The 12,343-nt window shown below is 46.1% G+C and carries 16 protein-coding genes; 11 read left to right on the plus strand and 5 right to left on the minus strand.

What is annotated here, in order from left to right:
• Positions 1 to 58 precede the first annotated feature (58 nt).
• The 10 genes from ACFYU8_RS00545 to ACFYU8_RS00590 all read left to right on the plus strand — a co-directional run bounded on the left by ACFYU8_RS00545 (position 59) and on the right by ACFYU8_RS00590 (position 7,373).
• Positions 59 to 1,036, plus strand: coding sequence for an ABC transporter permease (locus tag ACFYU8_RS00545; RefSeq protein WP_390296849.1), 978 nt, complete (start codon positions 59 to 61; stop codon positions 1,034 to 1,036).
• Positions 1,029 to 1,883 carry an ABC transporter permease gene (locus ACFYU8_RS00550; protein WP_390296846.1) on the plus strand — a complete coding sequence of 285 codons (855 nt, stop codon included), beginning with the start codon at positions 1,029 to 1,031 and terminating at the stop codon, positions 1,881 to 1,883. Before ACFYU8_RS00545 ends, ACFYU8_RS00550 begins: the two co-directional genes overlap by 8 nt.
• 6 nt (positions 1,884 to 1,889) lie before the next feature.
• Positions 1,890 to 2,846, plus strand: a complete 957-nt coding sequence (locus tag ACFYU8_RS00555) for an ABC transporter ATP-binding protein (RefSeq protein ID WP_390296843.1) — start codon at positions 1,890 to 1,892, stop codon at positions 2,844 to 2,846.
• A 3-nt stretch (positions 2,847 to 2,849) separates the two neighbouring features.
• Positions 2,850 to 3,896: an ABC transporter ATP-binding protein gene (locus ACFYU8_RS00560; RefSeq protein WP_390296841.1), complete on the plus strand. Its 1,047-nt coding sequence runs from the start codon at positions 2,850 to 2,852 to the stop codon at positions 3,894 to 3,896.
• Positions 3,897 to 4,018: 122 nt separating this feature from the next.
• Entirely contained in the window at positions 4,019 to 4,891 is an 873-nt protein-coding gene (locus ACFYU8_RS00565; RefSeq protein ID WP_390297389.1) for a cupredoxin domain-containing protein, read from the plus strand.
• A gap of 99 nt (positions 4,892 to 4,990) precedes the next feature.
• Complete coding sequence (locus ACFYU8_RS00570; RefSeq protein WP_390296838.1) at positions 4,991 to 5,740, plus strand: cytochrome c biogenesis CcdA family protein; 750 nt, start codon at positions 4,991 to 4,993, stop codon at positions 5,738 to 5,740.
• A gap of 37 nt (positions 5,741 to 5,777) precedes the next feature.
• A complete protein-coding gene (locus ACFYU8_RS00575) occupies positions 5,778 to 6,161 on the plus strand; it encodes a rhodanese-like domain-containing protein (RefSeq protein WP_390296835.1) in 384 nt (127 codons plus the stop codon).
• 124 nt (positions 6,162 to 6,285) lie between these two features.
• The gene (locus ACFYU8_RS00580) at positions 6,286 to 6,513 is read left to right on the plus strand and encodes a spore coat associated protein CotJA (RefSeq protein WP_069844587.1); all 228 of its coding nucleotides are present in this window, start codon (positions 6,286 to 6,288) and stop codon (positions 6,511 to 6,513) included.
• Complete coding sequence (locus ACFYU8_RS00585) at positions 6,510 to 6,782, plus strand: spore coat protein CotJB (RefSeq protein ID WP_007725800.1); 273 nt, start codon at positions 6,510 to 6,512, stop codon at positions 6,780 to 6,782. The genes ACFYU8_RS00580 and ACFYU8_RS00585 overlap by 4 nt, the downstream gene beginning before the upstream one ends.
• Before the next feature lie 21 nt (positions 6,783 to 6,803).
• A complete protein-coding gene (locus ACFYU8_RS00590) occupies positions 6,804 to 7,373 on the plus strand; it encodes a manganese catalase family protein (RefSeq protein WP_007725798.1) in 570 nt (189 codons plus the stop codon).
• A 53-nt stretch (positions 7,374 to 7,426) separates the two neighbouring features.
• Here the strand turns inward: ACFYU8_RS00590 and ACFYU8_RS00595 are convergent, their stop codons facing one another.
• The 4 genes from ACFYU8_RS00595 to ACFYU8_RS00610 all read right to left on the minus strand — a co-directional run bounded on the left by ACFYU8_RS00595 (position 7,427) and on the right by ACFYU8_RS00610 (position 11,201).
• Complete coding sequence (locus ACFYU8_RS00595; RefSeq protein WP_390296832.1) at positions 7,427 to 8,551, minus strand: copper amine oxidase N-terminal domain-containing protein; 1,125 nt, start codon at positions 8,549 to 8,551, stop codon at positions 7,427 to 7,429.
• A 67-nt stretch (positions 8,552 to 8,618) separates the two neighbouring features.
• Positions 8,619 to 9,068, minus strand: coding sequence for a copper amine oxidase N-terminal domain-containing protein (locus tag ACFYU8_RS00600; RefSeq protein ID WP_390296829.1), 450 nt, complete (start codon positions 9,066 to 9,068; stop codon positions 8,619 to 8,621).
• Positions 9,069 to 9,142: 74 nt separating this feature from the next.
• On the minus strand, positions 9,143 to 9,469 hold the full coding sequence (locus ACFYU8_RS00605; protein WP_390296826.1) for a hypothetical protein: 327 nt from the start codon (positions 9,467 to 9,469) through the stop codon (positions 9,143 to 9,145).
• 64 nt (positions 9,470 to 9,533) lie between these two features.
• Positions 9,534 to 11,201: a ribonuclease J gene (locus ACFYU8_RS00610; protein WP_390296824.1), complete on the minus strand. Its 1,668-nt coding sequence runs from the start codon at positions 11,199 to 11,201 to the stop codon at positions 9,534 to 9,536.
• 165 nt (positions 11,202 to 11,366) lie between these two features.
• Between ACFYU8_RS00610 and ACFYU8_RS00615 the strand changes: the two genes are divergently transcribed.
• On the plus strand, positions 11,367 to 11,786 hold the full coding sequence (locus tag ACFYU8_RS00615; protein ID WP_390296821.1) for a hypothetical protein: 420 nt from the start codon (positions 11,367 to 11,369) through the stop codon (positions 11,784 to 11,786).
• Positions 11,787 to 11,874: 88 nt separating this feature from the next.
• Here the strand turns inward: ACFYU8_RS00615 and ACFYU8_RS00620 are convergent, their stop codons facing one another.
• Complete coding sequence (locus ACFYU8_RS00620; RefSeq protein WP_390296819.1) at positions 11,875 to 12,315, minus strand: protease complex subunit PrcB family protein; 441 nt, start codon at positions 12,313 to 12,315, stop codon at positions 11,875 to 11,877.
• Positions 12,316 to 12,343 lie beyond the last annotated feature (28 nt).

Below are 12,343 nucleotides of genomic sequence, written 5' to 3' on the forward strand. Positions count from 1 at the left end.
AAGGTTATTGCGGGGGAACCCTTTGTTCCTGTTGATGATCGAAAGAGGAGGTGTACACATGACCCGATTTCTAACTGGCAAGGTCATTCAATATATTTTCGTTATTTTTATTATGCTGACATTGAACTTCCTCCTTCCTCGACTAATGCCAGGGAGTCCGCTCGCGTATATAGCTGGAGAAGACATCATGCTCATGACGACGGAAGAGAAGGAGGCCATTTTAGAGGCACATGGATTGAATAAATCACTCTTGGAGCAATACCTCATCTATTTGGGGAATATGGCGACGATGGATTTCGGTTATTCCTACCAACAAAAGATGCCGATAACGCAGTTGCTCTCGGAGCGGTTGCCGTGGACGCTGCTGTTAACAGGATTGAATTTAGTGATTTCGACCTTGATAGGCGTCATTTTTGGGACGATATCTGCCTGGAAGTGGGGGAAAAGAAGCGATGTTAGTCTCTTGACGATTTTCATGTTTTTAAGTGCGATGCCGTCCTTTTGGCTGGGCATGATTCTTGTAGCGATTTTTGCCGCACAATGGGGGCTGTTTCCGATCTTTGGGGCGCAGACGGCATGGAGCAATCTGACTGGCATCGATCGAGTTGTCGACATTGCCCATCATCTCGTTTTACCTCTGGTGACACTCGTATTGATCACTGTTACGACAACCTATATGACGATGCGCTATTCGATGCTGAACGTGCTGGGCGAGGACTACATTATGATGGCCAGAGCCAAAGGCGTAAAAGAAAAAATGATCAAGTACCGTCATGCTATGCGGAATGCATTACTCCCGGTCGCTACGGTTTTCATGCTCAGTCTCGGAAATATTTTTGGTGGGGCAACAGTGATTGAAACCGTGTTTGCCTACCCAGGCATTGGCAGGCTGATGTTTGAGGCTGTCTTGAGCAGAGACTATCCGGTGATACAGGCTGCTTTTCTTATCATTACGCTGAGCGTAGTCATCGCCAACTTCCTAGCGGACATCTTATACCCGATTCTCGATCCAAAGGTGGGAAGGAACAATGGATAAAGGCAAATGGCTGCAGTACTGGACCATTTTTCAATCAAGTCGACTCGGTGCGATTGGAACCATGATCCTCCTTTTGTTTGTCATCATAGCGTTAGCGGCACCACTTGTAGCACCTTTTGACCCGGACGAGCGTGTAGCCGCGCCATTTCTTCCGCCAGGCGGAGATCATGTACTCGGAACCAATGACGTTGGAAAAGACATCTTTAGCGAGCTCATATACGGCTCGCGCATTTCGTTGACGATCGGTATTTTAGCTGCGTTGTTATCGATCTTGCTCGGTTCTCTTGTGGGGATCGTTGCTGGTTACTTCGGGGGAAAAATCGATTCTGCTCTCATGAGGCTGGTAGATTTGGTTCTCGTTGTACCTTTTTTGCCTTTGATGATTTTGCTTGCGGCGTTTATTGGTCCGAGCTTTTGGAATCTCATTTTCGTCATTACGGTATTGACCTGGGCATCTCCTGCTAGGGTGGTTCGCTCACAGGTCCTTACGATAAAAACGAAAGGGTTCGTTGAGGCCGCGCGTTCAATAGGTAGCAGCGTACCTACCGTGATGTTCCGTCATATTTTGCCCGGTGTCGTACCGATCGCTTTATCGCAATTCATCATGGCGGCGAGCAATGCCATCTTGCTTGAGGCTTCCCTCAGTTTTTTAGGGTTGGGCGACCCGTTGAATAAAAGCTGGGGAACGACTCTGTATTATGCACAGGCGAGAAGTGCTTTCTTGACGGATGCATGGCTATGGTGGATCTTGCCGCCGGGTGTGTTAATTACAGCGTTGGTCATCGGCTTTGCACTTGCTGGCTACTCGCTGGAACAAATCTTTAATCCTCGGCTGCGGAAAGGGTGACTCTCCTTGAATAAAGTTCTCGTTGTCGAAAATCTGCATACACACTTTTTTACGACGAATGGTGTGATAGAAGCTGTTGAGGATGTCAGCTTTCACCTGGAAAAGGGGGAAATGCTCGGGCTGATCGGAGAGTCTGGCTGCGGGAAGTCCACCGTGATTCAGTCCATTCTGCGATTGCTCGAATATCCGGGTAAGGTGATGAGCGGAAAAGCCATGTTGGGTGGAGTCGATTTGTTGCAGGCACCAGCAGAGCAGATCGAGAAGCTTCGCTGGAAATCGATTTCTGTTATTCCCCAAAGCGCGATGAATGCCTTAAATCCTGTATTTACGGTCGGGGAACAAATCATGGAAGCGATTTTGTTACACGAAAAAATAGCGATGGGGGAAGCGATCCGACGAACAGAGCAGCTATTGGAAAGGGTCGGGATTCCGAGGCAGAGGCGCAAGTCGTACCCACATGAATTCAGCGGAGGAATGAAACAGCGTGTAGCTATAGCGATGGCGCTAGCCTGTAATCCACAGGTCGTTATCTCAGATGAATCGACGACCGGGCTGGATGTTTTGACCCAAGCGCAAGTCATCGCGATTTTGAAAGATCTGCAACGATCTATGGACTTATCCATTATCCTTATTTCTCACGACCTGCCGATGGTGACAGCCATCTGTGAAAGGATTGCCATTATGTATGCGGGCAAGATTGTGGAATATGGGACAACGGAGCAATTGATTATGAATCCAAGGCACCCGTACTCACAAGGTTTGCTCGCCGCCACTCCCGATATAAATGATCCTGAGAAGGAATGCCGTTCGATTCCGGGGACAGTACCGCTGCTCATCGACCCGCCAAAAGGGTGCAGATTTCATACGAGATGCCAGCATGTGCAAGACAAATGCATGGTAGAGTCTCCTCGATTAAGAGAAGTGCATGAAGGGCATTTTGTATCCTGTTTTGTAGGAGGCTAAGACATGGCCGATACGCAAAAGTCGCAATCCAATAATGATTTGGTGAGGGTGCAAAATTTAGTCAAACGCTTTTACAAGAAGCAGGGAGCGTTTTTTCGCAGCAAAAAGACGACGGTCTATGCAGTAAACAATGTGAATTTCTCCATTAAAAAAGGGGAGATTCTCGGGATCATCGGCGAGAGTGGGTGCGGGAAAACAACGACCGCCCGAATGATTATGCGGCTGACAAAAGAATCATCAGGACAAATTCTTTTTGACGGGCAAGACCTGTGCCGATTAGGGGAAGGGGCAGTGCGGGGAATTCGGCAAGAGATGCAAATGATTTTTCAGGACCCGTACGATTCATTAAATCCGGGAATGACTATTCTTGAAATCTTAATGGAGCCACTCCATGCCCATCAAAAATCCAGTACCTTTGAAGAGAAGAGAGACCAAGTGCTTCAAATTCTCAACCATATCGAACTAAGACCTGCCGAAAGCTTCCTACAACGGTATCCGCATCAGCTAAGCGGGGGACAGCGGCAAAGGATTGCAATCGCACGAGCGCTCATTTTAAAACCAAAGTTCGTTGCTGCCGATGAGCCGACCTCCATGCTGGATGTATCCGTCAGAATGGGTGTTTTGCAGCTACTAAAATCATTGAAAGAGGAAATGGGTCTGACGATGCTGTTTATTACCCATGACCTGTCGACGGCGGCGTACATGTGTGATCGGATAGCTGTCATGTATCAAGGGAATATCGTCGAGATTGGACCGACTCATGAGATTCTGTATCATCCCTCTCACCCATACACACGCGCACTCGTAGCTGTGGTATCGGATCTTAATCATTTTCTCAAGCACAGGCAAGAGCTGATAATAGATGGGGAAGTGCAGAATGAAGGAATCCAACGAGGATGTCCTTTTCTTATCCGTTGCCCCCATCAGGTTGACTACTGCCGGGATACGGTACCCATGCTAGAGCGAATCTCATCCGATCATTATGTCTCTTGTATCCATCACCAAGGGGAATATGAGAGCGCAATGGGTGCTAACAGGCATGTGAATTAGAATAGGTGTGAGCCCTCTCGACAGCAGTCAGAGGGTTTTCTTGTTTGCTTTGTCCTATTTTGTTGGCGTAGGACATACTTTACAATGAGGGGAATATACTCGGGGGTGGTATCTTGAACGCGGTGTATCAGGTCCTGATCTACGTCGGTTTTGCTTACGTTTGCTTCACATGGTTTATATGGCGACGAAAGCAGGGAATCGATCATATGCAAGGCATGATGAGCACGATGTCTGTCAGTATGATGATTGGGTTGATCGGTGGGTTGATCCTGGGCGATGTTTACAGAGGAGACCTTTATGTATCCACCATGTGGGGGATGCTGGCAGGTGGACTGTCTGGTTTTCTGTTAGGGGTTCCCTTGTCGATCCTGAGTATTGTGGAAGGAATCTTATCGGGTGTCATGGGTGGGATGATGGGCGCCATGCTGGGAGAGATGGTTCCTGGTGAAAAAGTAGAGCCTCTCCTGTTTGTTTTTGTCATGCTCTATACCGTGAGTATGCTGCTCGTAGCCAAGCTGATTGATTCCAATAAAAAAGAAACGAAGTGGTCCTCTTTTTTTCATCATCCAGGCACTCCAGCTGTGTTGCTGCTTGCCGTCTTCTTCTGGTTCCAATCATTACCGTTTCCATCCCCGGCTCTGTATGCAGGCGATCGCGCGATAGAAATCAATCTCACAGCCGTCGAATTTTCCTATCAACCGAACCAATTTACCGTGAAAAAAAATACGGAGATCAAAGTCGTCTTTCAAAATGATGGCAATGTAGAGCACGATATCGAGGTTGTGTCTCATGGAAAAATCGTTACGATTTTAGAATCGAGCAGGGAGCAGCATCATGGAACAAAGGCTGAAGGCGTGGTTCATTTGCACGCCAAGCCAGGAGAGTCTGTTGAAACTGTGTGGAAGGCATTGGAGGAAGGAACCTATGAATTTTATTGTACGATCCCTGGACACAAAGAAAGCGGCATGATGGGACGCTTGCAAGTGACGGGATAAAGCAAAGGAGAGGCGAATGCCTTTCTTTTTTTCTTCATAGTTTCCTCACAACCTGTCTGTAAAATAAAAGAATAAGGAAGACCCAGTCGGAGGAAAAGCATGGATTGGTATTCGTACTTGTATCAATATGGCGCATGGATCAGCAAGCCCTTTTCCGATTTGTATTACGGAATGGGCGAACAAGCACCGTTGATTGGAGCGTTGTTGCTCGGGATCGTCGGGGCGTTTGCACCGTGCCAGCTATCAGGGAATGTCGCTGCTTTTACGGTGTTCGGGAAGAATGTCTTTGTCCAAGCTGGTTTTCGTAGTCATGTATGGATGTTCATCCTCGGCAAAGCAGTCGTGTATTCAGCTTTGGGAGCAATCGTATTTACGTTTGGCGAACAACTATCTACCCAAGCGATTCCCTTGTTTCAGTGGGCGAGAAAATTACTGGCACCGATGTTTATTCTGATAGGACTGTTCTTACTTGGATGGATTCGACTGCCCATTCTACATACGGAATCGTTCGAGGAAAAAATCAAGCGTTTTTCGGAGCGATTTGAAGGAAAGACACAATTCTTTTGGCTTGGCGTTGCCTTTTCCCTCGGGTTTTGTCCGACGATGTTTTGGCTCTTTTTTGGACTGACGATGCCACTGATGTTCGCCAGCTCTTTCGGGCCGATCATTCCCACAGTATTTGCACTTGGTACGGCGCTGCCGCTACTCATCGTTCTACTGCTGCTTGCTGTCGCAAGTGATAGTCCTTCTCTCATGAAGAAAACGAGGACATGGGGTACGGTAACGCAGAAATTGGCTGGAATCGTGTTCCTCCTGCTCGGTATTTCGGACTTTATGGCATTTTGGTAAGGGTGCGACAAGATACAATACAAAAGAGGTGGATAGGATGAAAAAGAGATGGATAGCGAGCACTCTGTTGGTCGTTCTCGCTACTGTAGTCCTTGTATTTTGGAATACCAAAACATCATTGCAAATCATTGATTCCGAACAGTTAACGCAATGGGTGACGGTTGAAAAAGAGATGGTGATTGTGGATCTGCGCGAGCCCGAATTGTTTGAAGAGGGAAGAGTCCCCAATGCCATCAACATTCCTTTTGCAGAAATCAATGAGAAGTACACGAGTATCGCCAAAGACAAGAAAGTCGTCTTCGTCTGCCATACCGGACGGATGGGAGTGGAGAGTGGGAATCTTCTGCTAGAAAATGGCTACAAAGATGTTGTGAATCTGGACGGTGGCATGGCTAGATGGACTGGACAGGTGGAGTCGTAAATGTTGGACCGCTTTCCTTTATGGAGAGCGGTTTCTTGTTTTTTGAAACAATCACGCCTACTGGGTGGGCTGCATAGTGTAGTCAAGAAGAAACAACATTGCAAGTTGGAGGAGGATATTGGCATTGCATTCGCAAACGCGTGACTACTATCCGTATGTAGGTCCCTATGATCCTTGTCCGCCAATTCGGGTAAAGACGTACCAGGTGCCCCCTCAGCTGTTCATGACATTTCAGCCGGAGAACTTGCCGCAATACAGCCCGATGGAAGCGTTGAGATTAGGTACGTTATGGCCGGCACTTTTTAGCCCCTATGATCCCAGACTGAGTCATTTGGGGAGGGGGCACTCATGACAGCTGAAAATAGATTTGGTGATGAACAATATTACGCGTTGCTTGAACAGTTGCAAGCGATCGACTTTGTACTGGTAGAGCTGAGTCTATATTTAGATACGCATCCAACCGATCAGAATGCGCTCCAGCAGTTTAACGATTTAACGGAGCAGCGCTGGGTTTTGGCAAACGAATATGAGAAATTGTACGGTCCTCTGCAAAATCTTGGCCGCAGTTATTCAGGCTATCCGTGGCAGTGGAATGATGATCCATGGCCTTGGCAAGTGTAGAAGAGAGGGATAACGAAACCGATGTGGATCTATGAAAAAAAACTGCAGTATCCGGTTCGTGTCAGTAAGTGCGATGTGAGAATGGCGAAGTACTTGATTGAGCAATACGGAGGGGCAGATGGAGAACTGGCCGCCGCTCTACGCTATATGAACCAGCGATATACGATCCCGAATAAAGTGGTCGGATTGCTGACGGATATTGCTACCGAAGAGTTTGCGCATCTTGAGATGATTGCTACGATGGTGTATAAGCTAACAAAAGACGCGACTGTCGAAGAGTTGAAGGAAGCGGGACTGGGTGACCATTACGCCAATCATGATCGGGCGCTCTTTTACAACAATGCCAGCGGTGTACCGTGGACGGCTGCCTATATCGCTGCCAAGGGTGATCCGATTGCGGATTTGTATGAGGATATCGCTGCGGAAGAAAAAGCCCGCGCGACGTATCAATGGCTGATTGACATGACGGATGATGTTGATTTGCAGGACAGCTTGAAGTTTTTACGGGAGAGGGAAGTCGTTCATTCTATGCGTTTTCGAGAGGCTGTAGAGATATTGAAGGAAGAGCGGGATGCGAAGAAGATATTTTGAGGGGGAAAAAAAGAGAGGTGGTGGGCTCTCTTTTTCTAATTTAGCTGTGGGGTTCAAGTATGTAAAGGTACTGGTATGACGATAATGGACTTCTGTCCCCATTTATGATCGAAGTAAATATCGCAATTCAGCAATTCCGCGACATCCCGCAACGGTACAACCAGAATCGTATTATTGTAAAGTTTTGCATTTGCAGATGCAGTGAATTCGATACCATCTCGCAAAAATTTATTGCTACCAACGGGAATGGTTATGGTGGAGTGGCCTCGTATTATTGTTGAAGTCTGAGTTGGATCGTCCCATTGAATAGTGCCATCGAGAGCTTCTACTAGTTCACGAAGGGATACATAGGTGATATCGTTTTCAGTAAAGGTTTGATTCACCAGTTTTTGATTATTTGCGGTCACGTTCAAGGCAGATTCTTGATAAGGAGCAGTGGCCTTATATTTAAATCGAATATCAGCTCTAACTTGATACAAGTCAGTATACTTAGTTTTTAAATAGTTGATAGGTATCTTAAACGATGTTCTTGCGAATTGTCCTGGCTCTAACCTGAATGACTCATTGATAACAGGGTGGCTATTCTCCGGATAGAATAATCCATCTTGTCTATAGTCTATTGCTTCGACTCCGGAGTAGATAAATTTCTCGGCTGTTGCCTCTCCCCGATTTACCAGGATCATATGCGCGATATAATGGGTGTCTGTAAATTCATAAGCAGTCATTTTTGTGTATATGTATGGACGGGGTTCTGCTTTTTTGCCAAGTGTATACGTATATGTTGGCTTTAAGTAAGCACCGGTTAAATCTGATGCCTTTGTAACAGAAGGAACAAGATCAAAGGTTAAGAGCTCTGTAATACCTAACTCGTTGTCTCCTGGGTGCATGACTGGGCTGGAAAAGTAATCAACATCGGAGTCAATATTTATTTTCTCCCCTTTGTTATTATATAGATCAAGTTTTCCGGAAAGGTCCAATAGTTCATAGGGACTGACATTTCCCCAACGCATGTAACCTGTTGCGTAGTGACTTCCATCTTGGCTTGTTGCGAACTTTAATTCCGTCAATTCAAACTGCAAAGGATTCTTCTCAAATGATGCATAGGATACTGAAACGGATGCAAAGAAAATAAAAAAAATCGAAAGAAGGCACGTAAAAAGTCTAACCATCTTCCCCATTTCAAATCACCCCAAGATTGAAATTATCATGTTAGAAAAGCCTTCAGAAAAGAAGGCTTTTCCCTACTCATCTATAAAGATTATTCGGAACGACGATGATGGTTTTCTGACCCCCTTTATGAACAAAAACAACATAGTAATCCAGCATTTCTACAATATCTCGTAGAGGTACAACCAGAGTGGTATTATTGTACAGCTTCGCTTTTCCCGACACAGTAGTTTCGCGACCTAGATCAATAAAGCGATCACTTCCAACCGGTATGACTATTTTTCTATCGTATTCCATGAAGTTGTCTCTCAGGATGAGCGTTGCCGTTTGGGTAGGATCATTCCACTGGATAGTAGCACCAAGAACGCCGGCTAACTCGCGAAGGGAAACATAAGTGACACCATTTTCAACAAAGGTTTGTTGCACAAGCTTTTTATTATTTACGGTCACAGTCACTGCTGAGTCGTCTTTATAAGGAGCAGCGTTATCGTGGACAAAGTCTATACTAATTTTTCTGATGTCTTTCAAGTTCTTAAACCTAGAATCGATAAAATCATAGGGTAGTTCAAATTTTGCTTCTACAAACTGTCCCGGCTCTAGCTTCAACGACGAATTGATAACAGTATGGCTAGTTTCGGGGTAGAAGTGAACCCTTCCGTTTCTGTCCGTAAATGAGAGGCCTGAGTATTTAAAATTTGTAGCGGTTGCTTCACCTTGATTAAGGAATAGGGCATAAATAAAAAACTGGTTTCCTCTGATCCTCCATAAATCATTGAATCTCTAATGACATTTGCTTTGAGTTCTGCCTCTTTCCCTAATGTAAAAGTATAGGTTGGTTTTAGATAAGCCCCTTCAGACACTGGAACCGATGCAAAGAAAATAAAAAAGATTGCAAGAAGGCACGTAAAAAGTCTAACCATTTTCACCATTTCAAATCACCCCAAGATTGAAAATATCATGCTAGAAAAGCCCTCCAGAAAGAAGGCTTTTCCCTCACACATCCATAATAATCGGCAGGATCATGGGTCTGCGCTTTGTTTTGGCATACACGAATTTCCCGATCGCTTCACGCATTCCTTGCTTCAAGCGGTTCCACTGACTCACATTCGCTTCCTGCAAATTGGTGATCACCTCGGATGCAAGGCGAGTCGCTTCTTCCAACAGGCCCTCTGATTCCGGGGCATAAATGAAACCGCGGGAAATAAGGTCAGGACCCGACAAAATCTTGCCGTCGGTTTTACTGCGCGTCACAACGATCACGAGAATGCCATCTTCCGAAAGATGTTTGCGATCCCGTAATATTCCATTCCCTACATCACCGATTCCTAAACCATCCACCAAGGTATTTCCGGCAGGGATTTTTCTTTCCTGCACAGCCACACCATCCTGAATATCCACGACATCTCCGTTATTTACAATGAAAATGGACTCGAAATCAACGCCGACGGATTCAGCCAACAGACGATGTTGATGGAGCATCCGATACTCACCGTGAATGGGGATAAAGTATGTTGGCTTCATGAGAGTGAGCATGAGCTTCAACTCTTCTTGGAAGCCATGACCGGACACATGCATGCCTGTCCCAGAGCCATAAATTACGTTGGCACCTATGATAAACAGGTTGTCGACGATGCGTGCTACATTCCGTTCGTTTCCCGGAATGGGTGAAGAAGAGAGGATGACAGTATCACCGTGTTCTACTTTCACGTGCCGATACCCGGAGGTCGACAATCGAGATAAAGCGGCCATGGGTTCGCCTTGGCTTCCAGTGCAAAGGACAGCGACGCGGGCTGGATCGAGCTCGTTCACTTCTTCTACTTCCACCAGCATGCCTTCTGGAATATGTAAATAGCCTTGTTCGGATGCGATTTTGACCACATTGACCATGCTTCGGCCCAATAAAGCAAGCTTTCGATTCGTCGCTTCTACGGCATCAATGACTTGTTGCAGGCGGTATACATTGGAAGCGAACGTCGAGACAAATATTTTCTGCTGTGCCTTCCCGAAAGCTTCCAATAGACGATCGCCCACATGTTTTTCCGATGGCGTAAAGCCTGGGCGCTCCGCATTAGTACTCTCCGACAACAAGGCCAAGACGCCTTTTTGACCGATTTCAGCCATTCTGTGCAAATCGGGGGATTGTTTATGCACCGGCGTTAGATCAAATTTAAAATCGCCCGTATGCACAATGGAGCCTGTTTTTGTCTCAAACACGACACCCAAGCAATCCGGAATGCTATGGTTCGTTTGAAAAAAGCTGATCGTGAGCGATCCGAATGAAATGGTAGAGTGACGATCGATGGAGATGAGAGTGGTCTGATGAAGCAAATCATGTTCTTTCAGCTTCAATTCGATTAGTCCTAGTGTCAATCGGCTACCGTAAACAGGGACGTTCAACTGTCTTAAAAAATAGGGAATGCCCCCGATGTGATCCTCATGACCATGCGTGACAATCAAAGCTCGGACTTTTTCCTGATTTTCGAGCAGATAACTAATGTCCGGTATGATCAGATCAATTCCTAAATAACTCTCATCCGGGAACTTCGAACCACAATCAATAAGCACGATTTCATCCCCGCATTGAATTCCGTACATGTTTTTGCCGATTTCATATACTCCTCCTAAAGCAAAAATAGAAAGAGTTTCATTCCATGCATTCATACGCAGTCAATGACCTCCCCACAGCATCTTGTGGTTACTTTTGCCTATTGGAAAGCTGAGTATGTATGCATACACAGGTTAGATCATCATGCAAAATTGGATGAATGAACCAATCAGGAGTCGGGCACACTGGGGTAAGACTCATTTTGGAAGGGAGCAGCTCCGGTGAAAACAAAACGATTTCTTTTACGTTTGTTTCTATTGATTGCCATTGCGGCTGGTGTGGAATGGTTTGTGTACGCGAACCAACAAGCGCCTACCGAAGTGGTAGCAGAAGAATCGCACGCTCATCATGCAGCGCCGACACTCGCTGTGACGCATACCCTTGAAAAAGATGATTTGCAACTCAAATTGGCTGTTACGAACTTCTCCTTTTCCCTCGAAAACATGGGGAAAGAAAACAAGCATGGAGAAGGGCATGTTCACCTGTACCTCGACGGCAAAAAGATCGCCAAAGTATTTGAGTCGAGCTATGTTATGAAGGATATCCCTGCTGGGAAGCATGAGGTCAAGGTAGAATTGGCCCATAATAACCACGAGACGTATGGTGTTGCAGAGAGCTTTTCCATTGAGGTAAAGCCCTGACAAGTGAGGGTAACTGTTGGGAAAAGGAAAAAAGCCGACTTCGATACGCCTTGTGGCATTCGAACTGTCGGCTTTTTTCATGGATAGACTAGCGCATATGCACACTGACTTTTGCTTGCTGGTCTGGCAGGGCAATAACCAAAGTCGGATAGCTGATGACTTGCGTTTTCATCGAACCTGGAGCTGGTGCTTGTACCCGAACGTGTACGGCAAAGGCATGAGGGCCTGTCCGCTTGACTTGGTCCGCCACTAAACGATATCCTCCTGTAGGGCGCTGTCCCGCACCTACGACTACATAAGATTTTCCATTGGCACGGACAATCGTGTGTCCACCATTTTTTCTAACTTTCTTCAAAGCTTCCTGCACGGCTGGCGGATAGGGAGCAGCCACAGCTTCATATGCAGCATCTGCTTGTACAGCCTCTTTCGCAACAGGCTCAGATACGGTAGGATGTTGAAGTGACAAGACTTGTGTACCCGTTACTGCCAAGGTTGCAGTCAAAAGCAAACTAGGAAATACATGCAACATCAAGATCCCTCCAATAGGTAAAAGTAAT

Origin of the sequence: Brevibacillus sp. NPDC003359, from assembly GCF_042878995.1 — a bacterium.
Lineage (GTDB): Bacteria > Bacillota > Bacilli > Brevibacillales > Brevibacillaceae > Brevibacillus.

What these genes read in the sequence shown, in the direction of transcription:
- ACFYU8_RS00595 (WP_390296832.1), bottom strand. Translation starts at nt 8,551, where the DNA reads ATGGGGAAGATGGTTAGACTTTTTACGTGCCTTCTTTCGATTTTTTTT.
- ACFYU8_RS00610 (WP_390296824.1), bottom strand. Translation starts at nt 11,201, where the DNA reads ATGAATGCATGGAATGAAACTCTTTCTATTTTTGCTTTAGGAGGAGTA.
- ACFYU8_RS00590 (WP_007725798.1), top strand. Translation starts at nt 6,804, where the DNA reads ATGTGGATCTATGAAAAAAAACTGCAGTATCCGGTTCGTGTCAGTAAG.
- ACFYU8_RS00550 (WP_390296846.1), top strand. Translation starts at nt 1,029, where the DNA reads ATGGATAAAGGCAAATGGCTGCAGTACTGGACCATTTTTCAATCAAGT.
- ACFYU8_RS00570 (WP_390296838.1), top strand. Translation starts at nt 4,991, where the DNA reads ATGGATTGGTATTCGTACTTGTATCAATATGGCGCATGGATCAGCAAG.
- ACFYU8_RS00545 (WP_390296849.1), top strand. Translation starts at nt 59, where the DNA reads ATGACCCGATTTCTAACTGGCAAGGTCATTCAATATATTTTCGTTATT.
- ACFYU8_RS00585 (WP_007725800.1), top strand. Translation starts at nt 6,510, where the DNA reads ATGACAGCTGAAAATAGATTTGGTGATGAACAATATTACGCGTTGCTT.
- ACFYU8_RS00620 (WP_390296819.1), bottom strand. Translation starts at nt 12,315, where the DNA reads ATGTTGCATGTATTTCCTAGTTTGCTTTTGACTGCAACCTTGGCAGTA.
- ACFYU8_RS00605 (WP_390296826.1), bottom strand. Translation starts at nt 9,469, where the DNA reads ATGGTGAAAATGGTTAGACTTTTTACGTGCCTTCTTGCAATCTTTTTT.
- ACFYU8_RS00560 (WP_390296841.1), top strand. Translation starts at nt 2,850, where the DNA reads ATGGCCGATACGCAAAAGTCGCAATCCAATAATGATTTGGTGAGGGTG.
- ACFYU8_RS00575 (WP_390296835.1), top strand. Translation starts at nt 5,778, where the DNA reads ATGAAAAAGAGATGGATAGCGAGCACTCTGTTGGTCGTTCTCGCTACT.